23 protein-coding genes are annotated in these 24,237 nt (G+C 57.2%); 7 read left to right on the forward strand and 16 right to left on the reverse strand.

The window, feature by feature from the left end; translation table 11 throughout:
- Positions 1-55 precede the first annotated feature (55 nt).
- Complete coding sequence (locus GRAN_RS16615) at positions 56-616, reverse strand: TetR family transcriptional regulator (protein WP_128914082.1); 561 nt, start codon at positions 614-616, stop codon at positions 56-58.
- Positions 617-711: 95 nt separating this feature from the next.
- Between GRAN_RS16615 and GRAN_RS16620 the strand changes: the two genes are divergently transcribed.
- Entirely contained in the window at positions 712-1,041 is a 330-nt protein-coding gene (locus tag GRAN_RS16620) for a DUF1330 domain-containing protein (RefSeq protein ID WP_128914083.1), read from the forward strand.
- A 237-nt stretch (positions 1,042-1,278) separates the two neighbouring features.
- Here GRAN_RS16620 and GRAN_RS16625 read toward each other — a convergent pair whose 3' ends face one another.
- From GRAN_RS16625 to GRAN_RS16635, 3 genes are all read right to left on the reverse strand, one after another.
- Positions 1,279-1,482 carry a hypothetical protein gene (locus tag GRAN_RS16625; protein WP_128914084.1) on the reverse strand — a complete coding sequence of 68 codons (204 nt, stop codon included), beginning with the start codon at positions 1,480-1,482 and terminating at the stop codon, positions 1,279-1,281.
- A 709-nt stretch (positions 1,483-2,191) separates the two neighbouring features.
- Positions 2,192-2,974 carry an SDR family NAD(P)-dependent oxidoreductase gene (locus GRAN_RS16630; protein ID WP_128914085.1) on the reverse strand — a complete coding sequence of 261 codons (783 nt, stop codon included), beginning with the start codon at positions 2,972-2,974 and terminating at the stop codon, positions 2,192-2,194.
- A gap of 86 nt (positions 2,975-3,060) precedes the next feature.
- A complete protein-coding gene (locus tag GRAN_RS16635) occupies positions 3,061-3,588 on the reverse strand; it encodes a TetR/AcrR family transcriptional regulator (RefSeq protein ID WP_241654757.1) in 528 nt (175 codons plus the stop codon).
- A gap of 275 nt (positions 3,589-3,863) precedes the next feature.
- Between GRAN_RS16635 and GRAN_RS16640 the strand changes: the two genes are divergently transcribed.
- Both GRAN_RS16640 and GRAN_RS16645 read left to right on the forward strand, forming a co-directional pair.
- Positions 3,864-4,352, forward strand: coding sequence for a MarR family winged helix-turn-helix transcriptional regulator (locus GRAN_RS16640; RefSeq protein WP_128914087.1), 489 nt, complete (start codon positions 3,864-3,866; stop codon positions 4,350-4,352).
- 77 nt (positions 4,353-4,429) lie between these two features.
- Positions 4,430-4,825, forward strand: coding sequence for a nuclear transport factor 2 family protein (locus GRAN_RS16645; protein WP_128914088.1), 396 nt, complete (start codon positions 4,430-4,432; stop codon positions 4,823-4,825).
- A gap of 132 nt (positions 4,826-4,957) precedes the next feature.
- On the opposite strand, the gene GRAN_RS16650 is transcribed toward GRAN_RS16645, so the two are convergent.
- The 4 genes from GRAN_RS16650 to GRAN_RS16665 form a co-directional block, all read right to left on the reverse strand.
- Entirely contained in the window at positions 4,958-5,590 is a 633-nt protein-coding gene (locus tag GRAN_RS16650) for a (2Fe-2S)-binding protein (protein ID WP_128914089.1), read from the reverse strand.
- A 42-nt stretch (positions 5,591-5,632) separates the two neighbouring features.
- Positions 5,633-9,025, reverse strand: coding sequence for a molybdopterin cofactor-binding domain-containing protein (locus tag GRAN_RS16655; protein ID WP_128914090.1), 3,393 nt, complete (start codon positions 9,023-9,025; stop codon positions 5,633-5,635).
- Positions 9,022-10,296, reverse strand: coding sequence for a Gfo/Idh/MocA family protein (locus GRAN_RS16660; protein WP_128914091.1), 1,275 nt, complete (start codon positions 10,294-10,296; stop codon positions 9,022-9,024). Before GRAN_RS16660 ends, GRAN_RS16655 begins: the two co-directional genes overlap by 4 nt.
- 279 nt (positions 10,297-10,575) lie before the next feature.
- A complete protein-coding gene (locus GRAN_RS16665) occupies positions 10,576-11,148 on the reverse strand; it encodes a TetR/AcrR family transcriptional regulator (RefSeq protein WP_241654759.1) in 573 nt (190 codons plus the stop codon).
- Positions 11,149-11,332: 184 nt separating this feature from the next.
- On the opposite strand from GRAN_RS16665, the gene GRAN_RS16670 reads away from it, so the two are divergent.
- Positions 11,333-12,295, forward strand: coding sequence for an alpha/beta hydrolase (locus tag GRAN_RS16670; RefSeq protein WP_128914093.1), 963 nt, complete (start codon positions 11,333-11,335; stop codon positions 12,293-12,295).
- Positions 12,296-12,479: 184 nt separating this feature from the next.
- Here the strand turns inward: GRAN_RS16670 and GRAN_RS16675 are convergent, their stop codons facing one another.
- Entirely contained in the window at positions 12,480-13,373 is an 894-nt protein-coding gene (locus tag GRAN_RS16675; RefSeq protein WP_128914094.1) for an SDR family oxidoreductase, read from the reverse strand.
- Between the two features lie 180 nt (positions 13,374-13,553).
- On the opposite strand from GRAN_RS16675, the gene GRAN_RS16680 reads away from it, so the two are divergent.
- Positions 13,554-13,961, forward strand: a complete 408-nt coding sequence (locus GRAN_RS16680; protein ID WP_128914095.1) for a winged helix-turn-helix transcriptional regulator — start codon at positions 13,554-13,556, stop codon at positions 13,959-13,961.
- Positions 13,962-14,696: 735 nt separating this feature from the next.
- On the opposite strand, the gene GRAN_RS16685 is transcribed toward GRAN_RS16680, so the two are convergent.
- Positions 14,697-15,614: an AraC family transcriptional regulator gene (locus GRAN_RS16685; protein ID WP_128914245.1), complete on the reverse strand. Its 918-nt coding sequence runs from the start codon at positions 15,612-15,614 to the stop codon at positions 14,697-14,699.
- 156 nt (positions 15,615-15,770) lie between these two features.
- Here GRAN_RS16685 and GRAN_RS16690 point away from each other — a divergent pair, with 156 nt between their 5' ends.
- Positions 15,771-16,781: an SDR family NAD(P)-dependent oxidoreductase gene (locus GRAN_RS16690; RefSeq protein WP_206662779.1), complete on the forward strand. Its 1,011-nt coding sequence runs from the start codon at positions 15,771-15,773 to the stop codon at positions 16,779-16,781.
- A 600-nt stretch (positions 16,782-17,381) separates the two neighbouring features.
- Here GRAN_RS16690 and GRAN_RS16695 read toward each other — a convergent pair.
- From GRAN_RS16695 to GRAN_RS16715, 5 genes are all read right to left on the reverse strand, one after another.
- Positions 17,382-19,097 (reverse strand): ParB/RepB/Spo0J family partition protein, encoded by a 1,716-nt coding sequence (locus GRAN_RS16695; RefSeq protein ID WP_128914096.1) that lies wholly within the window; start codon positions 19,095-19,097, stop codon positions 17,382-17,384.
- A gap of 86 nt (positions 19,098-19,183) precedes the next feature.
- Entirely contained in the window at positions 19,184-19,600 is a 417-nt protein-coding gene (locus tag GRAN_RS16700) for a DUF6908 domain-containing protein (RefSeq protein ID WP_128914097.1), read from the reverse strand.
- Complete coding sequence (locus tag GRAN_RS16705) at positions 19,597-20,553, reverse strand: ArdC family protein (protein WP_128914098.1); 957 nt, start codon at positions 20,551-20,553, stop codon at positions 19,597-19,599. The genes GRAN_RS16700 and GRAN_RS16705 overlap by 4 nt, the downstream gene beginning before the upstream one ends.
- Positions 20,554-21,053: 500 nt before the next feature.
- Entirely contained in the window at positions 21,054-22,166 is a 1,113-nt protein-coding gene (locus tag GRAN_RS16710; protein ID WP_128914099.1) for an IS110 family RNA-guided transposase, read from the reverse strand.
- A 244-nt stretch (positions 22,167-22,410) separates the two neighbouring features.
- On the reverse strand, positions 22,411-22,629 hold the full coding sequence (locus GRAN_RS16715) for a hypothetical protein (protein WP_128914100.1): 219 nt from the start codon (positions 22,627-22,629) through the stop codon (positions 22,411-22,413).
- Positions 22,630-22,850: 221 nt separating this feature from the next.
- On the opposite strand from GRAN_RS16715, the gene GRAN_RS16720 reads away from it, so the two are divergent.
- Positions 22,851-23,141: a helix-turn-helix domain-containing protein gene (locus GRAN_RS16720; RefSeq protein ID WP_206662780.1), complete on the forward strand. Its 291-nt coding sequence runs from the start codon at positions 22,851-22,853 to the stop codon at positions 23,139-23,141.
- Here the strand turns inward: GRAN_RS16720 and GRAN_RS16725 are convergent.
- The gene (locus GRAN_RS16725) at positions 23,138-24,079 is read right to left on the reverse strand and encodes an SOS response-associated peptidase family protein (protein WP_161571010.1); all 942 of its coding nucleotides are present in this window, start codon (positions 24,077-24,079) and stop codon (positions 23,138-23,140) included. The genes GRAN_RS16720 and GRAN_RS16725 overlap by 4 nt on opposite strands.
- Between the last annotated feature and the right edge of the window lie 158 nt (positions 24,080-24,237).

The following is a 24,237-nucleotide window of genomic DNA, read 5'->3' on the forward strand; positions in this document are numbered from 1 at the left end:
GACCAATGGGCTGTAGGTCTCAGAACATCCAGCCTGGGAGTGTCTAAACGACAGATCAAACCGTGGTGCGCAAGTTGGAGACGAGTTCAGATCCTGCGGAAGTTGCCAGGTCGGGACGACCGATAGCTTCTAGTAGGTACATACCTTCAATGGAGGCCAAAAAAAGAGCCGCCGATGCGGCGTGATTGCCCTTTGGTTCCACCTCAAGGCGGCTCGTCACCCATGCGAGGAATCCGTCAGCGATCTGACCCACAACTTGAACGTGAGGTTGAAGCCCACGTGCCGCGGCCGAGGCAAGTTCAAGCCAAAGAGGCATGAATGGCCGGAAACTGCGCGAGGTCAGGATAGGCCAAACCTCTTTCATTAGACCTCGAAAAGACCAAGGCTTTCCGGAAGGAAGGGCTTCATCAAGCTGTGCGAGCATGCGCTCCGCGATACGGTGCAACGTAACGGAGAGGATTTCGTCCTTGTCAGCGAAGTAGTAGAGCAACATCCGATCGCTCGTTCCCGCAGCGGCGGCGAGGGGCCGAAGCGTTGCGGCAGCAAGGCCTTCGCAGAGAAGATGATCTGCCATGCGCTCGATCGCGGCGTCTCGGCTGCTTTTTCGGGTCCTCATCTCATTAAATGTAGCATGTGCTACATTCTTCTGCTAGCATGTAGCAGGCGTTACATTTGAAGTGAGGTCAAAGCGCTGATCTGAAAGGAGCATCAATGGCTGCGTATCTCGTCGCCTTCGTAACCGCACACGGCCTGGACTGGTTCTCCGCATACCAGGCCAACGTTCCCCCCATTGTTCGAAAGCACGGCGGCAGGTACTTGGCAGTTCCCAAGTCCATTCCCAACGCGGTAGAAATTTTAGAAGGTATGGCGTCGGCCCCTGGTGCAATTGTTCTCTTTTCCTTTCCTTCTATGCCCGCGATCAAAGCTTTCTTGGCGGATCCCAACTATGCGCCTTACCGGAATGCGCGCATTGCAGCTACCGAAAGCACCTTCTTCGCGTTCGAAAATGATGACGGCGCATCACAGTTCCTCGGGCAGTGATTCACAGCGTGCTTATTGCATGCTTCGTATGCAGTGCTCTGAATCTCGGTTACGCCGAGTAGTCTCATTTTGTTTACCTACTGGGCCGGGTCGATCCGGCCCGGGTGTTCGTGCGCCTCGGAACAGGCAGGTAGCCTGCGAAGAAGTCAGCGTGAATGCGTATCGTGAGCGAGGCGAGCCGCACTCCTCTCTTGAAATAGGTACTCAGCCAGCCGGAGCGCACGTGATGAGAGAAATTCAGTCAAACTTAGTCTTGGTGAACTCTTCGGACATCATCCATAATCGCTCGCCGCTCTCGTCGTCGAGGCCTGGTTTACCGACCTTCGCTTGCACCGGCGGGCCTTTCAGGCCACCACCTGGTCCATAGTACCCGGCAGGTTCGACCTGCGCAGTCGCTGCGTAGACGACCAATAAAGCTCCGGAAGCGGCATCCTGTCCCATCCGGTCGAGAATTCTACTCAGTATTCCGAAGGGGCCCCACTACCCCGGGCCGTTTGCAATCAGATCGGTCCTGGCATAGCCAGGGTGAGCAGCGAGAGCCAGCAGATGCCAACCGGCAACATCACTCCTACGCTGTAACGCGCGGGTAAACAAGATATTTGCCAACTTCGATTGTTGATTGGCATTGTAGGGCTTGAATGATCTTCTTTCAAATTGCAAATCGTCGAAAAACAGCCTTCCCGATGAGTGTGCCCCAGAGGAGACTGTAACCACACGCGGTTGTTGAACTCTTAGTAATGTGGGGAGCAGTTGGGCGGTCAGCGCGAAGTGTCCGAGATGGTTGACACCGAATTGCAGCTCAAATCAGTCCGTTGTAAGCGTTCTGACCTTCGGCGTCATCACACCAGCGTTGTTGATAAGAACACTTACTCGCAAGTTCGACCGCTACTGGATCTCAGGAAACGGACGACATCAGGAGGCTTGTCGCAGATACACGGCGTAAGCTGCTAGTCGTCCTTGAGCAGCGAATCGAGCAGGACATTCGCAAGAGAATGGTGACACCAAGTACTGACACGTTCGCAGTTGCCGCTCATGTGATGGCGACTCAACTGGCGCTTTCTGTCCTTGCACGCGATGGCCTTACAAGATCCCAGCTCTTTGGCATAATCGAGGAGTCTCTCCGCGGTTGGCCTTCTAACGTGGCTTCTAGCTAGATCGCAACACCGCCTGCGACCTCGATACGCTGCGCATTGATCCAGTGATTGTCTTCTGAGAGAAGCGAAGCGATCATCGGACCAAGATCTTCGGGAAGACCAGCGCGGCCTAGTGCTGTATTCTCGGCAATCATCTTGTTGACAGCAGGATTGTCCCGAACGATGCCGCCGCTGAAGTCGGTTTCGACAGGCCCAGGAGCAACGACATTCACGGCAATCCTGCGCGGACCTAGTTCCTTTGCCAAATGCCTCGACAGCACTTCAACCGCTCCTTTCATTGAGGCGTAGATTGCTCCTCCGGGCGAGGCAGTGCGAGTCCGCACTGTCGATAAATTGACGATGCGTCCGCCGTCGTTGATCAGGGGAAGAAGCTTCTGTGTCAGGAAGAACACGCCCTTGAAGTGTACGTTTAGCACGCTGTCAAACTCTTCCTCAGTAGCCCTATCGAATGGCATATTGCGATGATTATTGCCGGCGTTGTTGACCAGAAAGTCGAAACGAGATTGACCGAGGCCAGATAAGGCATTCTCTACATCTTTGACAAAAGCGCCGAACGCTCCGATGTTCCCCGCGTCGAGTTGTAGAGCAACGGCCTGCGCGCCGATCGCACTTACCTCCGCGAGCACAGCTTCGGCATCTTCGCGATGAGTGTTGAACGTGAAAATAATATCGACGCCTCGATTAGCGAGATTCACGACAGTGTTGCGGCCAATGCCGCGGCTGCCTCCTGTCACGACTGCGATTTTTCTCGAAACGGATGTATTTGTGTGCTCTGGCATCTTCGGTTTCTCCTTTGGTTCTGTTCTCACCGCATCTAGCTAAACTCGCTCGCGCAACTAGTCAGTCATTTATGTAGATCAAGAAATTACTTCAATACTCGCCACAAGGCGTCGAAACCCAACTGGCAGTGTTTCTCTGCGTTCGGGGGGTCTTGTAGCATGAAATCCATAGTCGTCTCAGCTAGCGAGTTCATGACCGAAACGACGAAACTCATAGAAGCTTCGTGCATCGGGCCGGCAACCCTGCACCGTTCCAAAAGGTCCGCTATGCCGGTCATTGACTTGTGGCCAAGGGCGCGGGTTTCGGGCGTGATCTCTTCAGAAACGTTCAGTTGCGCAAGGGCACGTCTCTTATCAGGGTCCGAGACCACCCACTGCATCCAGTTCGACCAGATGGAAAAAAGCTGCTTGCGCAAGGAAGCTTTTCCCGGATGGTTTTTCAAGGCAGCAGAGGCCATTTCTGCCTTCAACTCCAGATAAAGCTCGTTAAAGAGAACTCGTTTCGTCTTGAAATAAGTGAACAGTGAACCGCTGGAGACACCGGCTTCGCGAGCGATTACAGCGGTTTGAGCCCCAAGACCCTGAGTGACGATGACACGCGTCGCTGCTCTCATAAGCGCACTACGTTTCTCGTCGCTAAGCGGCCTTGCCATCGTTCCCATAGTATACATGAGTGACTGGGCAGTCAAGTATCCAGACCAACCAGTTTCGCCGTATACCCGGAGAGGCCGATCGGTTCCCGATCCGGTTGAGTGATGGTGGAGACGTCACCATCACACTTAGTGGCCTTCGTGCAGGTGACCTCTCCGTCTGGGCCGGTCAATCATGTGCAAAATGCACGCATCATAATAAAGGTGCGTTCCATTTTCTTGCAAAACGGGGCAGACGGATGTCGTCAGACGAAGTCCGAAATTCACATATCAAAGCTCGCTTCCCAAATTTGCATCGCTCTCTCCTTGACATCGTCGGCGCAATGAACCGGCCCCAAATCGATGAAACAATGCTGGCAATGGCAGGATTGGACCTCGAACCTGCGCTGTTCACGCCCCTTGTGTTGGTCGCCAAACTGGGTCCGATCGGCGTCGTGCGACTCGCGGATCGCGTGGGAAGGGACTACACCACGGTGAGCCGTCAAGTGGCGCGATTGGAGGAACTTGGCTTAGTCAAGCGTCGTGTGAGCACAGCAGATCGGCGGACGCGTGAAGCCATAATCACCCGCAAGGGAAAAACGGCCACGGATGCCGTTGATGCCGCGCGCGAAGAGATCGCGCTGACGCTCTTCAAGGGATGGCCCCGCCGCGATTTCGATGAACTCGTTCGCTTGATGCGGATGCTTGCCGACCGACTGAACGAGACACCGGGTGGACACGCGCGCTAGCCGTGTGGGCGAGCGATCCTCAAGATCAGGTCTTGCATCTATGTGTAAAGTACACACAATGTACTCCAGGAGGAATCATGTCGAACACACAGACGCTCATAGCTCAGGCCTATTCTGCCTTCAATCGTCGGGATATTGATGGTGCCCTTTTGCTTATGAGCGATAACGTTAGCTGGCCCAAAGCGTCCGAAGGAGGCCGTGTCGTCGGAAAAGAAGAGATTCGGTCGTACTGGACTCGTCAGTGGAAAGAGTTTGATCCTCGGGTGGAACCAATGGAGATCATCGACCAAACCGGCGGCGTAACGGAGGTTAGAGTTCATCAGCTCGTGAAGAGCCTCGGTGGCGATGTCCTCTTCGACGGCGAGGTGTGGCACGTTTATACGATCGCGAACGGTCTTATCGAACGAATGGAATTGAAGGATAGCGGATCGGGCCCGGACCCAACCCCCTCTGCAGCATTCTCCAGACACTAGCAGTACAAGGGTACTGATCCCATGGTGTCCAGGTGACTTTTGGGGTCAATCGTCGAAGAAGTGGCTCCCTTTGCCCACGCTGCAATGACTTCTTGGAGATAGAGCGATTGCGCTTTGTCTCTGTCCGTGGCGTCATGGGCCCATCGTTTGCCTGCCTTGTCCGATGGCTGCGACGATGTTAGGGTAAGCAGCGCATCGGCAGAGATTACCGCTCATGAACTCCTGAATTGCGACCGGCGAGTCCGCATGACCTTCTTTCACACAGGAGATTGCCGACATAATCTGGCCGGGCGTGCAGTAACCGCATTGAAAGGCATCGTGGTCGATGAAGGCCTGCTGCATGGGGTGCAAGCCTCCATCGTCACCGGTGATACCTTCAATTGTTCTAAGGTCCCGACCTTGCACAGCCACTGCGAGCAAAAGACAGGAGAGTACCCGCTGGCCGTCGAGATGAACGGTGCAAGCGCCACACTGGCCATGGTCGCAACCCTTCTTCGTTCCCGTAAGACCGACCTGTTCGCGCAGCGCATCGAGCACTGTCGTTCGATCGTCATGGACGATCTCGTGGTCTTGCCCATTGATCCGAAGCACATATCCCTCCGACTTTTGCGGGGCAAGAGGATGGTCGTCGAAAGTTGGGGTACTGCCGGCGGGAGAGGCACTGGCCACGACCGCAGCGCCGACGATGAGACCCGTGGTGCCGAGAAAGGTGCGGCGGGTTACTGCAGGTGCGTATTGCGGCTTGTCTTTGGATTCGTCCAGCATGAATACCTCAGAAGAGAAAGGACGTGCTTGTTTCAAATCAGGTTAGGAAGCTCCAAGTATCTTGTCGGGGGTGACGGGTAGGCTCCGTAGCCGCTTTCCGGTCGCGTTGAAAATCGCATTGGTGATCGCTGGCGGTACGCCGTTACATCCCATTTCGCCGACACCATGCGCGCCTAACTGGCTGATATAGGGATCAGGAATGCCGAGGACTTCGACCGTGATTTCGGGAGTGTCCCCGCAGCTTGGAACGTGGTAGTCGGCTAGGTTTCTCACTACCGGCATTCCAGATACTGGATCGAATACCGTTTCCTCCATAAGCGTCTGACCAAGCCCGAAGATCATTCCCCCCATTAACTGGGAATGAGCTGTGCGCGGGTTCATTAATCGGCCACAGTCATAGACGCCGCAGAGACGAGCAACTCGCACCACCCCGGTCTGCGCATCAACCCGGACCTCAGCGAACACTGCACCGAAGGAGTAGAAAGCAAACTTCTTGGTCTCGTCGCCCGGCGCGGCGTCAGAGCCTGCCGAAATGTGCGGCAGACCGGCACGCCGCAAAGCCTCGGCGTAAGAATCTCCGATTTCAGGCTGACCCCGAATGCTCAACCGGCCATTGTTCGCATCGATCGCGGAAGCCGCGATCCCGAACAGCGGCGACCCCGCTGTGCGCGCGGAGACAGCCTTCAGAGCCTCTACCGCGTTCCTTGCTGCTTCAAAGACCGCCGGACCTACACTGGCAGTAGTCAACGATCCATGAGTCGGCGGGGCAGTGGGGAAATCAGTATCTCCAAGATCGAACTGGACATGGTCGACCGGTAGCCTCAGGCCGTCTGCAGCGATCTGAGCAAAGATCGTGTAGGTACCATTCCCGAGTTCGTGAGTCGCGCTACATACCAGCGCCCGTCCATCGCTGAAGATCGTCGCGCGTGCGCTCGCCGGAACGCGGGAGGCCGGATGCATGCAAGTTGAAAAACCGTAGCCGACGAAGTCGTTGCCTACCCTCTTCGTTCCGGTTCTTGACGCACGTGCCTCCCACCCGAATAGCTTTCGGCCACGCTCATAGCATTCGCGCAGGTGCTTGTTGGAAAAGGGCAGACCGGTATCCGGATCCGTCTCTGCATAATTGGCCAGACGGAGTTCTACAGGATCCATACCCAGTTCGCAGGCAAGTTCGTCAAGTGCACTCTCGAGCGCCCAGCCGCCCATCAGAAAACCGGGTCCACGCATCACTGCGGGCGATGGCAAGTTTAGGTACGAGAGCCGGTTGGAAAAGCCAAGTTGCGGAACGTCGTACATCATCTTCGTCATGCGTCCGCCAAATTCCGTGTAACCGCAGACCTGTGACGTATGTGTCTGTGAGTCGTGCTGCAGGGCCTTCAGCCGTCCCTTACCATCCGCTCCGATGGATACAGTCTGATGCAGCGCTGGGCGATGACCTCCAATCGAAAAGACTTGTTGTCGTCTCCACTCGATCCTGACGGGACGCTTCGCAACGCGTGCGGCGAGTGCAACGAGCATGGGGTTGTGGAAGCTCCAGGCTTTTGATCCGAACGCCCCACCGATGAACTTGGAGACGACCCTGACATTACTTTCCGGAAGACCGAATGACTGGGCGATGACGCCTCGGAGCATGTCCACGGAGCGCGTCGCGTCGTAAAGCGTGAGCGTATCTGCACCGTCTGTCTCGTTCCACACCGCAATGCTCGCCAACAGTTCGATGGGATTATGGTGATAAACCGGCGTTTCATATTCACGAGTTAGGGAGATGGGTGCTGCTTCGATCGCAGCCTTTACCTCTTCTCCGCCCTTCTGCATCTTCTCGGCACCCGCAAACAATGGTGGAAAGGGCATACGGCGCGCGTGATCCATATCCAGTTCCGGCACCTTCTCATCGTAGGTAACCCGCACGAGAGTGGCACCATATCGCGCTTGTTCCGAGGTTTCGGCGATTACTACCGCGATGGACTGCGCACCGTAGTAAACAGTCGCGTCCTGAAGCGGCTGGCGCGCTTCACCAAGACCCCCATCTCCGGTGAGTTGAAAGCCGCCGCCCTGCTGCGGGTACGCTGCCAGACGCGGAGCGTTCTCATGCGTTACCACCGCGATCACGCCGGGGGCGGCGAGCGCGTCGGCAGTATAAATGGAAAGGATCGTGCCGCATGCGATCGTACTATCGACCACCGAACCGTAAGCGAGCCCCTGCACGTTCCACTCGGCGGCATAGGTCGCGGTGCCCGTCACCTTCTTGCGGCCATCGGCGCGAGGGATATCCCGTCCGACCTCCCTGAAAATGGGTGCACCGTCCATCGTCGTACGTCTGTCGGCCGGCGGGGACGAAGTCTTAGAGACGGTGGCTTGTGCCTTCTTAGCGCCCCTGACCCCGGCGATTCCGCCAACACTTGCGGCGAAAACAGTACCGGCCTTGCCTTGTAACCTTTCTAACCCTGTCGCTTCGAGCAGCGCCCTCTCGACGAGTGCACGGCCAAGCCCAGGTTTGTACTTATTCATGGCATATGTGTGGCTGCCCTCAAGCGCTTTCGCCGCGACCTCGTGGAAGAGCTGACGGTTGGGTTCAGCACCGGCCAGCAATTTCTCAGCTTCCCGCGCACGCCATGGCTTGAGGGCCACGCCACCTAGCGCGATGCGCCCTGCCACCACGCGGCCCCGGTCCATATCAAGCGCAACCGCGCAAGTCACGAGTCCATAGGCATACGAAGCGCGGTCCCGCACCTTCAAATAATGAGAGTGTCCGCGGAAGGCGGGCAGATCGATACGAATGATCATGTCGCCTTGCAGAAGATTGCTGTCAAGCTCCGGCCTGTGGTACGGGAGACGATACAGATCTTCAAAAGCGATCTCGCGCCTGCCATCTCCGCCCTCCAAGACGATGACTGCGTCGTGAGCCGCCAAAGCGACGGCCAGATCGGAAGGATGCGTAGCTATGCAAGTATTCGCGCTTGTTGCACCCTGGTCATTCTGGCCGAAAATGGCGTGGATCCTGTTGTACCCCTTCACCGCGGCACAGCCAGAGCCCGGGTCGCGCTTGTTACAAGCCTGTGCTGTGTCTCGCAGGTAAGGACACCGGGTGCGTTGCAGCAGGTTTCCTGCCATGCTTGCCATGTTGCGAATCTGTTGCGAAGCTCCTGAGTGAAGCGCCTCGGCTACCCCGGGATAGGTGCCTGAAAGGAGTGGATGGTCGGACGCCGTCGCATTCTTGACATTCGCTCCAATTCGGAGCCCTCCTCCCGGTGCCGTCACTATGCCTGACAGCGGTAGCCGCGAGATGTCCACGAGCTTCGTCGGTCGCTGAACATGCTCTTTGAGCAAGTCGACTTGGCTCGTTCCGCCTGCAAGGAACTGCGCTCCGGGATCTCCCGACACTACTGCAACGGCTGAGGCGACATCAGTTGCACGCTCGTAGACGAATGGCCTCATCTGACTGGCCAATCGTTGGCAGACTTGCGAACGCCGCCTGTCGCAGACAGCGAGAGGTCGTCAATTAGTCTGTGCAAACGTATTGCGTGCTGAAAATCAGGAATGTTATATGTGCCAGAGTTGATGTCGTCGCGGAGACCGGCGTAAACACCGGCTACATTCAGCACTATGTCCGGCATAGAACTCAGCTCACCTTCGTCCACTGTCTGCTGTTCGCCGTTAAGGATTAATTGCAGCGTACCGGACTGGAACCCCCTTATGGCCCCGCCGCGCAGCTCGACCTCTCCGTTAGTGCCAGTGATCTGAAACGAGAAAGGCACTTGGTCCGCTGGTCTCCCCCCTGCAACTTCAATCGCGAGCACACCCGCCTTTTTTAGTTGCGCTTGCACGAGGATGTGGTCGGGCGTAATCCTTTGGTAGGGCGTTGGCGGATCGCCAACTTCGATGTGCGGATATTGCGTACTCGTGAGTGCCGATGCGCAGTCGAGACCGCCCAGAACAGCTATGGCTGCGTCGACGGTATGAGCGCCCTGAATCGTGACCAGCGTCACACCATTGGCGGGATCTTCCGAGAAGGCCATGGGCGCTCCCGTTGTCTTGCCGAAAGCGATCGTGCTGGAGATAACGCGAGCGCTCAGGACGGTACCGATTGTGCCGGACTCTAGGAGGCTCCGTGCTTGCCGGAGTTCCGGGTTGCACCGTGTTTGCAAACCGATCGCCACATGCAGACCGGCGGCAGTTGCCGCTGCAGCAAGTTCTTCCGTTTCCCCGAGATTTTTACCAAGTGGCCACTCGCAGTAGATGTGCTTTCCAGCCTTAATGGCACTGAGCACCAAGTCCCGGTGATCGGGGACTTTCACGCAGATAGAAACGATATCGATACCAGGATCGTGTATGAGCTCCCCAGAATCCGCGTACGCGGCCCTTGCCCCAAAGGCCTGAGCGGCGGCATCTGATTTTGCCTGGCTGCCGGAAGCGACAGCCCTCAACTCAAGCCCTTGGAGCTTCTGAACAGCAGGAATATGTGAATCACGTGCCCAACCACGGTCCGCGCTGGCCCCGATAATTCCGACCTGTAGCCGTCTTTGCATAATGGTTTTCTCCGTAAGCGTCATTACCGACGGGCATGGGCGCACTGTGAACGATGATCGTTCTGCTGCCAATTGAATACTGTATTGAAAAGCACACAAAGTGCCGTCAAAAGTTATGACACCCCGGTCGAACGGCAACTGCGTCGCCGTCTTGTGCCACCGGTAGTAGGAAACGATCAAGAACGAGAAAGAGCCCCAGCGGAACCGAGTTCATCTACTATGTGGCCGGTAAAACGCGCCTGACTTGGGGTTTACGGTTTCGCGATCTGGCCGACAGCTTGCTCGATCTGGCCGAAGGCGACAACTTCACTCGCCAAGTGGTCGGAGTAGCCGCACAATGCGGAATGCCCCTAAACAGGGCACATCGAATTGCATGCGTGTGCTCTTTAGGCTCTAGTTCTTCTTACCCTCTTGAGTGAGCCGAAGTAACGAATCCGGTGCTCGCAATCGGGCCACGGGTCAGAAGCTAGTTCTTCGCTTTGAAAGGATCTTCTGAGCAATTCGTGGGGAGCGCCTTACACTTGGCAGCGCTCGATCTACCAATTCATTCCCGTACTCCTCCGTCAAAGCAGGGTGACGAAGCAGTAACCGAAGATAGATCGGTGCAACTATCGCATCGAGTAGAAGCTCCGCGTCTGTCCCAGCTACAAATTCGCCCGACGCGATTCCGCGCTCTATGCCGGCTATGGTTGATGCTCTTCTCGGGCGGATGTGGTTCTCGTAGAGTTCCTTGAGGATCAACGGATCTGCCTGTCCCTCAGCAATCAGGTCCGCGACAACCTTTCCGAACAACCCATGGCATTCAGCGATGAGGCGCTTCACCCTCGTACGCAGGGCCTCTTCCTCCGTGGCAGTTTCTGGGAGTTCGATGATGACGTTGAACCGCTCCTGGAACATGGCGAGGATCAATGCGGCCTTGGAGGGCCACCATTTATAAAGCGTCGGCTTTCCAACCCCCGCTCGCTTTGCGACGGCCTCCATGGTCAGTTCACGAGCGGGAAATTCTTTCAGCAAACCAGCGACGGCTTCCATGATCGCCGCATGAGAGGCCGCTGCTTCACTCCGTGGTCTCCCCATAGGGGCCGGCATGGACTTCGAACTCGGCATGAATCAAACTTAGCAGAACGGAAAGTAAAACTAAATGCATCCTCTGCCTTTCCTTTACGTCTAGTAAAGTACGAGTACTGAAGTTCACACGATTACAGGAGGAACACCAATGCAGACTCTTCAGAAGGATCAGACTACCGCACCATGGTTGGTGGAGCATCCACTGAGCGCGGACGACCAAGCTGCGATGGACGCGATGCGCGTTATCGTCGACCCCAACAAAGGCAAGCTTCAGGGGATCGCAGCCCGAGATCCCTTCGACTCCATCATGGAGCACGTCTCTGCGCCTGCCGGCGTAGTCTACGAGGCGAACCAAATCGGGGGCGTTTCGGGGTGGTGGTGCCGCCCCGAAGGCGCACGGCCCGGCGAAGCGATCATGCACATCCATGGCGGATGGTTCAACTGGGGCTCCGCACAGGCGTTTCGGCACTTGGCAGGCCATATTGCCATCAGCGCCGGAGTAGTCGTCTTCTTGCCTGACTACCGCCTTGCTCCGGAGCACCCTTTTCCTGCCGCCGCTGAAGACATCCGGGCTTGCTACGCGGGTCTGATCGCGCATGGCTTTTCGAAGGTCGGCGTCACGGGTGATTCCGCCGGCGGCAATCTGGCGCTTGAACTGCTTGTGCATCTTGCAACAGACCCCGCAACCGGCAGTGCAGCGCTCATTGGTGGAGTGGCGCTTTCGCCGGTGACCGATCTGACCCTCTCTGGAGACAGTTGGTCGACCCGCGCTGTTGACGATCCATACTTCACGAAGCCACAAGCCGCCGAACTCGTGCGTTCCTATCTGGATGGCCACAGTCCGGAAGACCCCCTCGTCTCACCCCTGTTTGCCGATCTCAAGGGGTTGGCTCCTATCCGGGTGCATGTCGGCACCGCCGAAGTCTTACTGGATGATTCGGTCCGGTTTGTCGAGCGCGCGATCACCGCCGGTGTGGATGCTCGGCTTGATGTATGGGAGGGAATGGCTCATGGGCACTTGGGGGCGGTCGGACGCCTCGCAGCATCCGCCGAGACCCTCCAACTTATCGGTCATTTTCTGTCCGGAAAGTTCACCAACGCAGAAGCATAATAGTAGAACTTGGCCCCAAAATTCTGGCGGAACTCGCCGAGGTGTTCTGCGCATCGGCAACTTCTGCTTCCGGCTATCGAGGAAGGTGAATGACGGGAGGTCTCAGCTTGATAAGTGCTTTGGCCTGAAATCGACAGTCAAGACTTTCACCCTTGGCATTGAGTCGACGCAAGACGATCTCGCGTCAGGAACCTGAGTTGTCGAAATAGCGCATACGGTCGAGATCTTCCAGAAGCCCCGGCCCGGCCGATGTCCAACCGAGTCGCTCCCGAGTCCAAGCGCTCGATGCGGAAAGATCCATGCCTACGTACCCGCCGATACGACCAAATCGGGCTTGTGCCTCTTCCGATGAAATAGAGGTGATCGGAACTCTAAGGCCGCGGCCAATGGCGGCTGCAATATCCTTAAGGTGAATTCCTTCTTCGCTGACCGCATGGTAAGTGGAGGCTTCCCCTTTTTCGAGGGCGAGTCTATAAAGACGGGCAACGTCTGTGACATGCGCGGCCGGCCAACGGTTAGATCCCTCATTCACGTATGCGGAGGCTCCCGTTTTGCGCGCTACACCGATGAGGGTTGTGATGAGGCCCTGTTTGACTGTGTTGTGAACTTGGGGTAGCCGCACGATCGTGGCGTTGATGCCCTGTTGACGCAATGAACGTACGGCCTGTTCGGGACCGCGAGGTGATGTTGAGACGGCGGGCGCATCGACATCCTCTGTGATCGGACGAATCAGTGATGCGAGACCAAGTCCTGAACTGACAATGAGAGGACGATCAGAGCCTGCAAGCGAAACCCCCAAAGCCGCGATCGCCAGCCTCTCAGTCTCGCTACTTTCTTCAAAGTTGGCGAAATCCAAGTCGAAGGCACAGTGAATCACTCCGTCAGCCTTGCTTGCACCCTCACTGAGGGCTTGGACGTCTTCGAGAGTTCCCATAAGGACCTCAGCTCCAGCTGAGAGGAGAGCTCTTGCACTTGTCTCCGAACGGGCGAGGCCCAGGACCTGATGCCCAGAATTGATAAGCTCCGGAATGATCGCTGAGCCGATGAGTCCCGTGCCGCCAGTAAGAAATACACGCATTGAAATCCCCTTACATTCGTGAATCCAGACGCCCTTGCGTCTCGTGGTTGACTCGCCTTCGGTTCGAAAGTCCCAATGTGATCAACTCAATGATTACTCTTCTATACCTACATCATGTAATGAGTGCTAGGTTTAGGGAAGACGGCACATTCACCTCAGTAACGGAGCTGGAAGTAACCAATGAAAAAGCCCAACAAAGACGCGGTTGGAGGCCCTGTCGCTCTCACGTGTAGAAGTGAGGAAACGGGGCCACTTCGCGATCTTCTTGCGAAAATCGGAGACAAATGGAGCATTCTGCTCATGGTTTCGCTTTCGAGGAGGCCGGGCTATCGCGCGCGCTTTTCAGAACTCCAACGCTTGATAGATGGGATCTCGCAACGGATGCTCACAACTACGTTGCGCCAATTGGAGCGAGACGGCCTCCTGTCACGTCATGTGTTTGCGGAGGTTCCCCCAAGAGTGGAGTATGAACTTACTCCTCTGGGTCTCAGCCTTTTGGAACCGATGAGGACCTTAGTGCATTGGATTGGAAGCAATTGGGACGTCATCAAGGAAGCCAGGGTCGGCTTTGATCATCGCATTCGATGATTCAAGTACGAGTTTTCTCCACAATCAACCATCTTGATAAACGGTCTCCGCGGAATGAACCGCACTGGATAGATGACAAATCGCCGATGCACTCATTGACAACCGAACACAATAACCGGTCGTGGCGAGTGGTGTAGTGGGCTAGGTGGCGTAGCTGATTGATCTAGGTCGCCGGGCAAAGGAGGCCATGGATATGACAGAGTATGGAAAGCATGGAAAGCCATGAAGCCCGCTTCCCACCCTTCCCACGCTCTTCGGAAATCCCGTCGGGATTCCCACATCCCACGGCCTCGACGACTGGAGATAAATATCTTCTCGCGCCCCTCAACTTGAACCATCGCCACCGCAAGGGGCTTGTAACGGAGGTCTCAGGTCCACAAGGTAACGCAAGTCCCGGTACACTCGCCCCTTAGCGAGGTTTGGCTTCCGAACGCGTGCGCGTCAGCGCACTGGATTGTCAGGCAGGGCGTTGCGGGAGGGAACGTCCCGCTGAGGAGGGTGGCGGAAAACACTGGAGCGGCTGGAGCCAGGGAGGAGGAACTCCTCCCCCAAACCGTCCCTCAAGCCCTGAAGACACTCGTTAGCAGCCAGTCTGTATTGAAGCAAAGCTCCAGCTACCTTCCGGGTTCGATGAGCCTGGAAATGTGCTTCGGCCTCTTCTCGCCAGTTGAGATCGCCATTGATAGACACAACCCGACTTGTCGAGACTCACTAAGGGTAATCCGGCATCGCAACCTATCCCCGTTCCAGCAATCTCATGCGATGCATATGTTGATGAGGCGGCGTGCCGAACATTCGTTGATACTCGCGGCTGAATTGTGATGGTGAACCGTAACCCACTGCATAGCCGGCAGAAGCCGCATCTTTGCTTTCCGAAAGCATGATTTGTTGAGCTTTTTGTAAACGAATCTGCTTCTGATATTGCAGTGGGCTCATCGCGGTCAACGCCTTAAACTGCCTGTGAAGAGATGCCGGACTCATGCTCGCCAGCCGCGCCAGAGCATCGATATGCAACGGCCTCGCATAGTTATGGCGAATACAATCGATGACTTTGAGCACCTGTGGTTGCCGGCTTTCGGTCAGGGCAATCTGGCGCACGAAAGCAGATTGTTGTCCGGTAAGAAGACGATAGTAAATCTCGCGCAGGATCAGGGGGGCAAGTGGAGCGACATCAGAAGGAGACTCCAGCAGGCGGAGGAGTCTCACAAATCCCTCCAGCAATTGGGGGGAGCGAGAGCCTACGGCGATCCCGCGATGCAGGCCCCTCTCTTCGCTCCCCTTCGGCAAGTCCAACGCCACTTCTGCTAACAGCTCAAGGTCAAGGACGAGCGCCACAGCCAGATAGGGGTTCTCCGGTGTGGCGTCCGTTATCCGCGCTGAAACGGGTAGATCGACAGAACTGACGAGATATTTGCCTGTGTCATAGTCAAGGGTCGAATTTCCTACCACTACCTGCTTGCTCCCTTGCGCAATGATGCAGACCATTGGCGCATAGAGCCCGGCAATCATGCAAGGCGAAGTCGCCGAGGAACGCGCTAGAGTCAGGCCGGGAAGCTGTGTCGATCGGAACGGTTCTGTAGCCTGCCGCATTAGCAGGAGGCGGAGTTCTGACAATAGGCGCTGTCCTCGTTCGTTCGCTTCCAAAGAACTCATTGGTTCAGAAGCTGTATGCAAGTGCCCGCCTCGATTGAGAGTATCGTGCAAGAATCGTGTCGTTTCAGACTACCGCTTTCCCGGCTTTACCGCCTACCTTGAAGCAAGCAGCAGGGGAGGAAGTGAGCTTTGACACAGAAGTCCGGGATGGGATCAATGCGCACACATAACGACGATACGGAGCCTGCGTCACTGCCCAGCCAGACCGTAATCGTCACCGGCGGTAACTCCGGTCTGGGATACGGCTGCGCGAGCGCACTGCTCCTCGCGTCGCCGTCGTGGCACGTGATTATTGCCTGCCGCGACCCGGGGAGGGCACAGAAGGCGGTTGAAAAGCTGCGTGACTCGGCGCGACCCGGGTCAAGAGTAGAGACGATGGAGCTTGATCTGGCATCGCTTGCCTCGGTGCGGTCGTTCGCAGCTAAGCTGAAGGACAGGCTGAAGGCGGGGGAACTGCCTCCCCTGCACGGTCTCGTCTGCAATGCCGCTGTGCAAGGCGCACGGACGTTCACCGCTGATGGCTTCGAGTCGACCTTCGGCGTGAGCCATCTTGGTCATTACCTTCTCGTCAATCTGATGCTGCCGTTGATGGAGAAGCCAGCGCGAATTGCTGTTGTCGCCAGTGGCGTCCATGATCCCGCAGAGCTAGCAAAGGTGCCCGCCAGCATAGGTGTCCCGGTGCCTGCATGGAATACGCCAAAGGCTCTTGCGAGGGGCGAACTTGGTCCGGAAGCGGCAAACGATAACGCAGCAGCGGATCGTGGCCGTAGATACTCAACCACAAAGCTTGCGAACGTCTATTTCACCTATGCCCTGGAGCGTCGGCTACCCGAAGGCATCACCGTAAACGCGTTCGATCCCGGATTGATGCCGGGGACCGGGCTTGCTCGTGAATATCCGGCGGTCCTCCGGTTCGCGTGGCACAGCATCCTGCCGAGAGTGATCCCGCTGTTGCGATTGGTCCTGCTGAAGAACATTCACAGGGCGGAAGAGTCGGGAAAGGCGCTAGCGCGCCTCATCGTCGATCCTGCACTGGTCTCAACGAATGGGAAGTATTTCGAGGGGCTGCGTGAAATCCCTTCGTCGGTGGAGTCATACGACAAGGATCGCGCAGAAGAGCTTTGGCGGGATAGTGCCACTCTTACCGGGATCGAGCCGCTTCCATAAGCGCAACCGATCACGATAAGCGGTCGAGGCGGGTACTGCGTATTGGGCCACGTGGCGTAACTGATTCATCTAGGTTGCCGGCAAGACAGGCCATGATGACAGAGTATGGAAAGGGTGGAAAGCCATGAGCCGGCTTTCCACCCTTTCCACACTTTGTGGAACTCCCTTTGGGATTCCCACATTCCCACGGCCTGGACGACTGGAGATAAATATCTTCTCGTGCCCCTCAAGCATCGCCACCGCAAGGGGCTTATAACGGATGTCTCAGGTACACAGCGTAACGCATGTCCCGGCACACTCACCCCTTAGCGAGGCTTGGCACCGCAAAAGTGCGCGCCAGCGCACCGGGATTGTGAGGGAGGGCGTTGGGGGAGGGAAAGTCCCGCTGAGGAGGGTGGCGGAAGACGCTGGAGCGGCTGGAGCCAGGGAGCAGGAACTCCTCCCAAACCAACGCCTGAAGACACTCGTCAGGAGGGAGTCTGTATTGCACCAAATCCCCCAACGCGCTTCCAGCTTCGGCGAGTCTGGAAATGTGCTTTGACCTGTAGGCGCCCGCGAGAAAGCCCCGGACGAATCCGGGGCTTTGATGCGAAGGTGGCGTTACGCTGCCTTCTTTCGGGTTGTGTCCTTCTTTTCTGGCGTTGAGACTGCGACAGGCTTCTTGGCTGCTTTGATGGGCGTAGGTGCTTTGGTCTTCTTGCCCTTGCCGCCCTTCTTCGGCGGAACCGGAACGAAGGCGGCTTCGGCATCGGCGAGGATATCGAACTCTCCTTGACGCGGAATAGCTGCGTGGGACGTGAGGACTAAGTGAAGGGCAAACCTCGTCAGCTTGTCATCGGGAGTGCTGGCAAGCAAGACACCCAGTATTTCCTCTGCGCTCTGCTGGTTGTTCTCGTCATCGGCGACTTGTTGTTCGGCGATGTCCTCGAACATATAGGGGTCAAGGTGAATGAGGGCGGAAAGAAACGTCCTCAGTTGAATCGCAGTGAACATCGCCGGAGCATTAGCGACGATGCGGTCTACCGTGGCGAGTCGCGCTTTGTGCAACTCGGCAATGCGGTTACGTTCGGCTTCATGCGCTTCGTGTTCGCGCCGTGCTTGTTGTTTGCGCTCCTCCTCGCGCCTCTGTTGTTCTTCTTCGTATTCCCGTCTGCGTTGCGCGTACTCGCGTTCGCGCTCGGCGGCTTCTTCCTCGGTTTCTTCTATTGGGGCAGGTTCCATGACCGGGACGGGGTTTACTGCCTGTTCTTCCGCCAACCGTGCGGCGGTTTCGGGGTCATGCATCGGGCATTCGCGGTCGGTGCAAACAGTAAGCGTAGCGCCTACGTTTTTGCCGTAGACGATGATGGCGGGTTTTGCGGCATCGCAGGGCATGACGGGCTCGGCATCGGGGTTGTCGATGACAGTTTCGATCTGGCGAACGTGACCGAGTTGGACGGCTCCCGGTCGCTGCTCCTTGGGGTTGCGCCATCCATTCTCGATGAGCACAATGCCGGGATGAGCGGCAATCTCGCGGTCAAGGTGCGCAGCCACTTTCCCGTGATAGCACGGCGCGTCAAGGCACTGGTCGCCCTGCACGTCGCAAAACAGAGAGGTGTTGTATCCGCTCCGCCTTGGGCAAGTGACGCAAGCTCCGGCGGTTGGGTTCAGGCTTGGGTCTTCGCGGTCGAATGGAGCGTCGGCAAGGTTTAGGTAAAGGTTGGTCTGTATCCACGCGCTCAGGTGCTTGGCTGGAAGCAGGTGCGCTTCCTTGTCCTGCCAGTCCTTGCGCCAGCAGTTGTCGAACGCATCGGCCTGATGCTCCTGCGGTAGACGCGCAATCAACGCTGCATGGCTGGCGGTGATGCGTTCTTGCTGGAATGCCTCTGCTACTGCGGGGATAAGCTGCAACAGACTGAGCCTCGCATAGATGTGGCTGGCACTCTTGCCGGACTTCTCGACCAACGCGGCAACGTCGTAGCCCGGAAGGTCAAGCAAGCTCTGAAAGCCTTGTGCCTCTTCGTAGGGGTGTACGTCTTCACGCTGCGAATTCTCGACAAGCTGCCACTCAAGCGCCTGGGCATCCGTGAGTTCCTTGATGCGGGCGGGGAGTGAGAACTGTTCTGCGAGTTGTCCCGCACGGAAGCGCCGCGCACCTGCAACGATCTCGAAGGCGTTGTTTTTGGGACGCACGACGATGGGCTGGATAAGTCCGCCTGACCGGATGGACTCGGCTAGTTCCTCCAGCTTCTTCTGGTCGAACGTCTTGCGTGGGTTGGTCTTGGATTCGAAAAGCTGGTCGATGGCGATGTATTGGAATTCGCTGCTGTTCTGCATGATGCGCTCCTTGGGCTGTGGTTGGTGGTTGGGGTTGTGAAGCGGACACGCTGCCCTGTCACCGCTTCGTAGGCGGGAAAGTTGGGTTAGGCGCGTTGCTTTCGCTGCCGCTCGAAGGCATCTGCGAAGCCCTGCTGTCGCAGGTTCTTGTCCCACAGCTTGGCGAAGCGCTCATGCTCTGCGTGTAGCTGGGTGTGGTAGCAGTAATGGGCGTCGCGAATGAAGCGGCTCCACTGCTCGATGCCCGCGTAATCGTTGCGCCAATAGAAGGGGTTGAGGTGTGCGCCCCCGGCAAAGCCAATCTCGAAGCACATTTCGGGGTCGCGCATGGCATCGCCGTTCTGTTGTCCGTAGTGGCAGACGGAGAGGGCGGCAAGCCCGCACGGGCCGGACTCGTCAGTGGCCTCGATGACCAACGCCATATAAGGCGGGTTTTCGATGTGAAGATGTAGGCCGTGGTGCCAACCTCCGGCCCTTTGCAGAATGTCGAGAACGGTTTTCATGCCGCCACCTCCGCGAGTTCTTCGTCGTTGGCGCGGTCGGTGGTATCGGTCTTTTCCTCGAAGGTTTCTCCGAGGATGCAATCGGCGGCTCGTTGTGCGTTCGCAGCGGCATGGACGATGAGGCGGTTATCCTCTTCCAGCTTGGAAATCCAGTTCTGGATGTAGGCAGTGGTGTTGCGGTCGGTGTGTTCGTTGGCAATGCCAGCGATAGCGCAGAGGAAGGCCGCGCCCATCTCGGCGACTAACTCTTCTTTGCTGTAAAGCTCATCCCCGAAATGGTCGCCAAAGGTGCGGTTTAAGCGGCTTTCGTGGCCTGTGCTGTGGACTAACTCATGAAACAGCGTGCTGCAGTAGTGGGCTGCATCCACAAAGCGGGAACGTGCGGGCATGTGTACGGAGTCGGTGCGCGGTCGATAGTAGGCGCGGTATTCGGTGGGGCTGGTCAGATGGAGTGCGGGGCGGCTCTCCCATCCGGTCACGATGGCTGCGCAGGTTTCGTCCTCGTCGATCTCTGGCGCGTTGGAGGGCTGCACGATCTCCGGCAGGGTGAGGCCGTCGCACTGCTCGATGTTGAAGACAGTGTAATGGCAGAGAACGAAGGGGGTGCGCTCGTCTTCGTCTGTCTTTGTGTCGTCCTTCGCGGCGTGGGGAAGCTGCTTGAAAAAGACGATGGGCGTTCCGCGTTCGCCTTTGCGGACGTTGCCCTTTAGCTCCTGCGCCTGTTTGAAGGTGAGCCAGAACGGAGAGCTGAAGTCGCTCGACCAAAGCAAGAGGATGTTGATACCCCGGTAAGGTTTGCCCGTATAGAAGTTGCGCGGGAAGGGGCCGCCATTAAAGCGCGGTGTGTTCCACGGCTTCTCCCACGGAATCACCCCGGCTTTGAGGCTGGAAATTATGCGGTCGGTAACGGTCTGATAAATACTCGGCCTGTTGCTGGTGTTTGCTTTCCTCATGGTTATTACTCCCCTCGCGGTTGCTGTTGCTTTTGCTTGTCCGCTCGCAAAGCGGCGGCATGGGACATGCCGGACGCCCAAGTGGCGAACGCGGGGGTAGCAAACGGAAAGGCCTTCGAGCGGAGCTTTTTGGGGGGACCGCGCGCAGCGTGGGGGAGCCAAAACCCGGAGGGCGAATGGCCTTGCAGAGCGCGGGGGGCAGCGCCCCTTCCATGTCTCTAGTTCACTGTCAAGGACACGAATTCACGGACCGCGCTTTTATCCCTTAATAGCGCAGTTGTTTTTGTTCTTAAGTTCTTATCGGGTCGGGAACCGGGCGGCGTTCAGCGACAGTCGCTCAAACTTCCATACGCGGGTTGGCTACCGCACGAACGTGTGTCGTCGCAGGCTTGCCTCGGACTTAGCGCGGGCGTCGGGATGTACTCCGGCCCAAGGGGCTCACGAGGATCACCATGACCGGCCGCCCGGTTCCCCACCCGAAAAGGTGGAAACTAACCGGCTCAGGTCGTCATCGGAGTCCTCATCTCCTGACCGATAGCCCAGATGAATCCGGCAAGCTCACGGGCGAGCGCAGTGACGACGACGGTAGGCTTCTTCCCTCGCGCAGTCATGGTTCGATAGCGAGCGCAGAGCCTAGTCTGTGCCTTCCATGCGATATCGCGGATGTTCTTCGGCAGGTGGACGAGGATCTCAGCCTTCTCCTTGGCGACGCGGGCCGGATAGCGATAGCTCCATGCGGCTTCGATCAGCATCCGCCGTGCTTCCCGGTTGCCGGTCTTGGTGATGCCGCCGCGACGGACGCTGCCGCCGCTGGAGTGTTCCGATGGAACGAGGCCAAGGTAGCCCATCAGCATACGGGGCGACTCGAAGCGGCTCAGATCGCCAGTTGTGCAGATGAACGTGGCTGCCGATAGCAGGTCGATCCCACGCAAGCCGCGCAGAGCTTCGACGAGCGGTCCGAGCGACCAACTCGCCGTCATCGCACCGATCCGTTCGATCAATGCATCTCGTCTCTCCTGTGCCGTCCAAACCGTCTCAACATAATCCTGGAAGACGATCCGATGAACCTCCTGCTGAAACGTCTGACCCGCCAGCCAGGATCGATGGCGCTGAGTCCAGTGCTTCCCGGTCGGATAGGAGCGGCCATGCCGCAAGAGGAAGGCGAGCAACTGCTGGCGAGCCCGCATCAGGTGCATGGATGCATCCACACGCGCACGAACCAGATCGCGAAGAGCTTCGTGCGTCGCATCCGGCACCCATACCTTCGTCAGATCGCCGGATCGGTGCAGGATAGCCAACTTCTGCGAGTCCCGCCGGTCGGTCTTGATCCGCTCACCTGGCTTGCGAGGAATGAGCGAGGTCGCCGCCACTGTGCAACTATGGCCCAGCGCTGTGAGCTGGCGGTAGATGTTGTACCCGCAACCGCCGGCCTCATAGCAGAAATCGAGCTCGCCGTGCTTCGCAAGCCGCTTGGCCATCTTCGCGATGTCGTCCGGCTGGTTCGGGATGACGCCGATGAACCGCACGGGGCCGTTCCGCCCATCTTCGGCGACGCTGACCGAGATGGTCTCCTTGTGGACGTCCATCCCAACAAATGATCTGACTGTCTGCATGTCTCAAGTCCTCCTCTCTACAGGAGAACCGAAGCCGGGCTTCGACTCGAGCAGAGACATACAGACTTTGGGAGGCCTGGTTTCCTTATTCGCGTGCGTTCGCACGCAAGATCTATTGGGAGGGCGTTGCGGGAAGGAACGTCCCGCTGAGGAGGGTGGCTCAGGACGCAGGGCGGCCAGAGCTAAGGGAGGAAACTTCCTCCCTTCATGGGTGTCTAGAAAGAGTTTTTGGAATGGAGAAGAATTAGCTAGGGATTGCGGGCGTGGTGTAGTCCTTCAAAACCTGTGGCTGTCCACCCTCATCGCGCGTCCACTTGGCTTCGAGTGTCATTTTGACGCCGAGACAGGCATTGAAGCTGGAACCGTCCTCGAAATCAATGATGATCTCTGGACCGTACCTGCCATCTTCAAAGAGTGTGACGGACCGGACGACTTTTCCGGCAAGGTCGCTGCATTCAATCATGGGGATGTCCTCCCGGTGTGATGGAAATTACGTTAGTGCATGACTGCCCAATTTGGAAGGACTTTCGGTGAGGAATTTCGCTCTTATTCGGCTATCCCAGAGTCGTTTGCCGTTCTCTGTCACTGCCGCTGTTCGGGTGATCGCAGGCTGCGCAATGCCCCGTTCTGCCTCCGAAACTATTATACGCAGCGCGTAATATACTTGCGGTGCCACAGTGAGGTGTGGCTACATCAAAGACAACCAATCCGAAGAGCGATCCTTCTATTGTCTTTGGTGAACTGCTGCGCAAGCGACGCACAGAGCAAAAAATGAGCCAAGACGCTTTGGCGGCGAAGGCCGGATACGAGAGAGCCTTCATCAGTCTTATAGAACGCGGCAAGACCAACCCATCGCTACGTTCCATATTCGATATCTGCACTGCTTTGGATATCCGGCCCTCGGTCTTTCTCCGTCGGGTGGAGAAAGCAGCCAACTTTGAATTGCCTTCGTTACATAGCGCGCATAGAAGCTAGGCCGCGATCTGATGCACGTAGTAAGGCACTTCTTTATCGCTGAGTATGTGTTCGAGACGCTGCTTGGCGAGGCCAACCGGATTCAGCCATTCGGATAGATAGGCTTCTTGAATCGTGATGACGGTGCGCTGATGACCTGTTGCTGATACTTCCGGTGTCGGCTCATCGGTGATCGCCGCGAACGAATCGAGCACGACGCCGTGCCGGTCGGTCCAATGATCCCAAAGACAGGCCACAAGCATGTCGTTAGAAGGCTGTGGATCGAACTCCAGTACGAGGTTCTTTTCCTTCTCCTCCGGCGCAAGCTCGCGGTGTTCGTAGAGGTGGAGCGGCACATTTTCATAGAAGCCGCTAATGACCATGACAGCGTGATGCTTGCCATAGATCTCACGCCAGTAGCCGTCCAAGCTGTCGCGACGTGCGTTATAGGTCCCCGGAAACCTCTTGTCATGAACTTCGGGTGTTCCGGCAAGACGGCAGGTGTAACGCATGGGGCGAATCACGGCGCGCCCGTTCTCTGCGAGGATCACGGGCGCATATGTCATGGGAAAGATGCGCGCGTCTTCGTTGTTCGGCTCAGTCCGGCGAAGGTCGGCGAGGCGGTCAAGGAGCGTCTGCACTTTCTTGGTGCCGATACGCAGGTCTTCTCTCGCCTTCTTTGTTTCGCGCTTGGTGAGCGATTCCTCAGCGGCGACCAGGCGGCGCCGCTGGACGAAGATCTCGTTTTCCCATTCCGCCTTTTTGTCCTTCAGGTATCGCGCAATGTACTCGGCCGTGCGGCGTTCGGTGTCGGTCTCGGGATTCTGAAAGTTGCGCTGGAGGTCGCGCGCGGCTTTGATGTCTTCTCCCTCGGCGCGGCGGCGAAAGATGTCCTCGAACGCAGCCCAATCTACTTCCGCACGATAGCGGCGGGAGAGGTGTTTGAGGTTCTGTTTCACACGCGCCGAGTAGCACATTCATCCAATTATAGAACTCCAGCAAAATAAACTTCCTGCTTGAAATCTATGACTTACAAAGACTTGCACACGAAATGGGGCGCTCTGCCCTTGACTCAAGGTGGGGACTAAAGGCGAATATAAAGCGAAGGTGTCTCGAT

Origin of the sequence: Granulicella sibirica (assembly GCF_004115155.1) — a bacterium.
In the GTDB taxonomy this organism is placed as follows: domain Bacteria; phylum Acidobacteriota; class Terriglobia; order Terriglobales; family Acidobacteriaceae; genus Edaphobacter; species Edaphobacter sibiricus.

What these genes read in the sequence shown, in the direction of transcription:
- GRAN_RS16615 (WP_128914082.1), bottom strand. Translation starts at nt 616, where the DNA reads ATGAGGACCCGAAAAAGCAGCCGAGACGCCGCGATCGAGCGCATGGCA.
- GRAN_RS16620 (WP_128914083.1), top strand. Translation starts at nt 712, where the DNA reads ATGGCTGCGTATCTCGTCGCCTTCGTAACCGCACACGGCCTGGACTGG.
- GRAN_RS16625 (WP_128914084.1), bottom strand. Translation starts at nt 1,482, where the DNA reads ATGGGACAGGATGCCGCTTCCGGAGCTTTATTGGTCGTCTACGCAGCG.
- GRAN_RS16630 (WP_128914085.1), bottom strand. Translation starts at nt 2,974, where the DNA reads ATGCCAGAGCACACAAATACATCCGTTTCGAGAAAAATCGCAGTCGTG.
- GRAN_RS16635 (WP_241654757.1), bottom strand. Translation starts at nt 3,588, where the DNA reads ATGAGAGCAGCGACGCGTGTCATCGTCACTCAGGGTCTTGGGGCTCAA.
- GRAN_RS16640 (WP_128914087.1), top strand. Translation starts at nt 3,864, where the DNA reads ATGTCGTCAGACGAAGTCCGAAATTCACATATCAAAGCTCGCTTCCCA.
- GRAN_RS16645 (WP_128914088.1), top strand. Translation starts at nt 4,430, where the DNA reads ATGTCGAACACACAGACGCTCATAGCTCAGGCCTATTCTGCCTTCAAT.
- GRAN_RS16650 (WP_128914089.1), bottom strand. Translation starts at nt 5,590, where the DNA reads ATGCTGGACGAATCCAAAGACAAGCCGCAATACGCACCTGCAGTAACC.
- GRAN_RS16655 (WP_128914090.1), bottom strand. Translation starts at nt 9,025, where the DNA reads ATGAGGCCATTCGTCTACGAGCGTGCAACTGATGTCGCCTCAGCCGTT.
- GRAN_RS16665 (WP_241654759.1), bottom strand. Translation starts at nt 11,148, where the DNA reads ATGGAAGCCGTCGCTGGTTTGCTGAAAGAATTTCCCGCTCGTGAACTG.
- GRAN_RS16670 (WP_128914093.1), top strand. Translation starts at nt 11,333, where the DNA reads ATGCAGACTCTTCAGAAGGATCAGACTACCGCACCATGGTTGGTGGAG.
- GRAN_RS16675 (WP_128914094.1), bottom strand. Translation starts at nt 13,373, where the DNA reads ATGCGTGTATTTCTTACTGGCGGCACGGGACTCATCGGCTCAGCGATC.
- GRAN_RS16680 (WP_128914095.1), top strand. Translation starts at nt 13,554, where the DNA reads ATGAAAAAGCCCAACAAAGACGCGGTTGGAGGCCCTGTCGCTCTCACG.
- GRAN_RS16685 (WP_128914245.1), bottom strand. Translation starts at nt 15,614, where the DNA reads ATGAGTTCTTTGGAAGCGAACGAACGAGGACAGCGCCTATTGTCAGAA.
- GRAN_RS16690 (WP_206662779.1), top strand. Translation starts at nt 15,771, where the DNA reads ATGCGCACACATAACGACGATACGGAGCCTGCGTCACTGCCCAGCCAG.
- GRAN_RS16695 (WP_128914096.1), bottom strand. Translation starts at nt 19,097, where the DNA reads ATGCAGAACAGCAGCGAATTCCAATACATCGCCATCGACCAGCTTTTC.
- GRAN_RS16700 (WP_128914097.1), bottom strand. Translation starts at nt 19,600, where the DNA reads ATGAAAACCGTTCTCGACATTCTGCAAAGGGCCGGAGGTTGGCACCAC.
- GRAN_RS16705 (WP_128914098.1), bottom strand. Translation starts at nt 20,553, where the DNA reads ATGAGGAAAGCAAACACCAGCAACAGGCCGAGTATTTATCAGACCGTT.
- GRAN_RS16710 (WP_128914099.1), bottom strand. Translation starts at nt 22,166, where the DNA reads ATGCAGACAGTCAGATCATTTGTTGGGATGGACGTCCACAAGGAGACC.
- GRAN_RS16715 (WP_128914100.1), bottom strand. Translation starts at nt 22,629, where the DNA reads ATGATTGAATGCAGCGACCTTGCCGGAAAAGTCGTCCGGTCCGTCACA.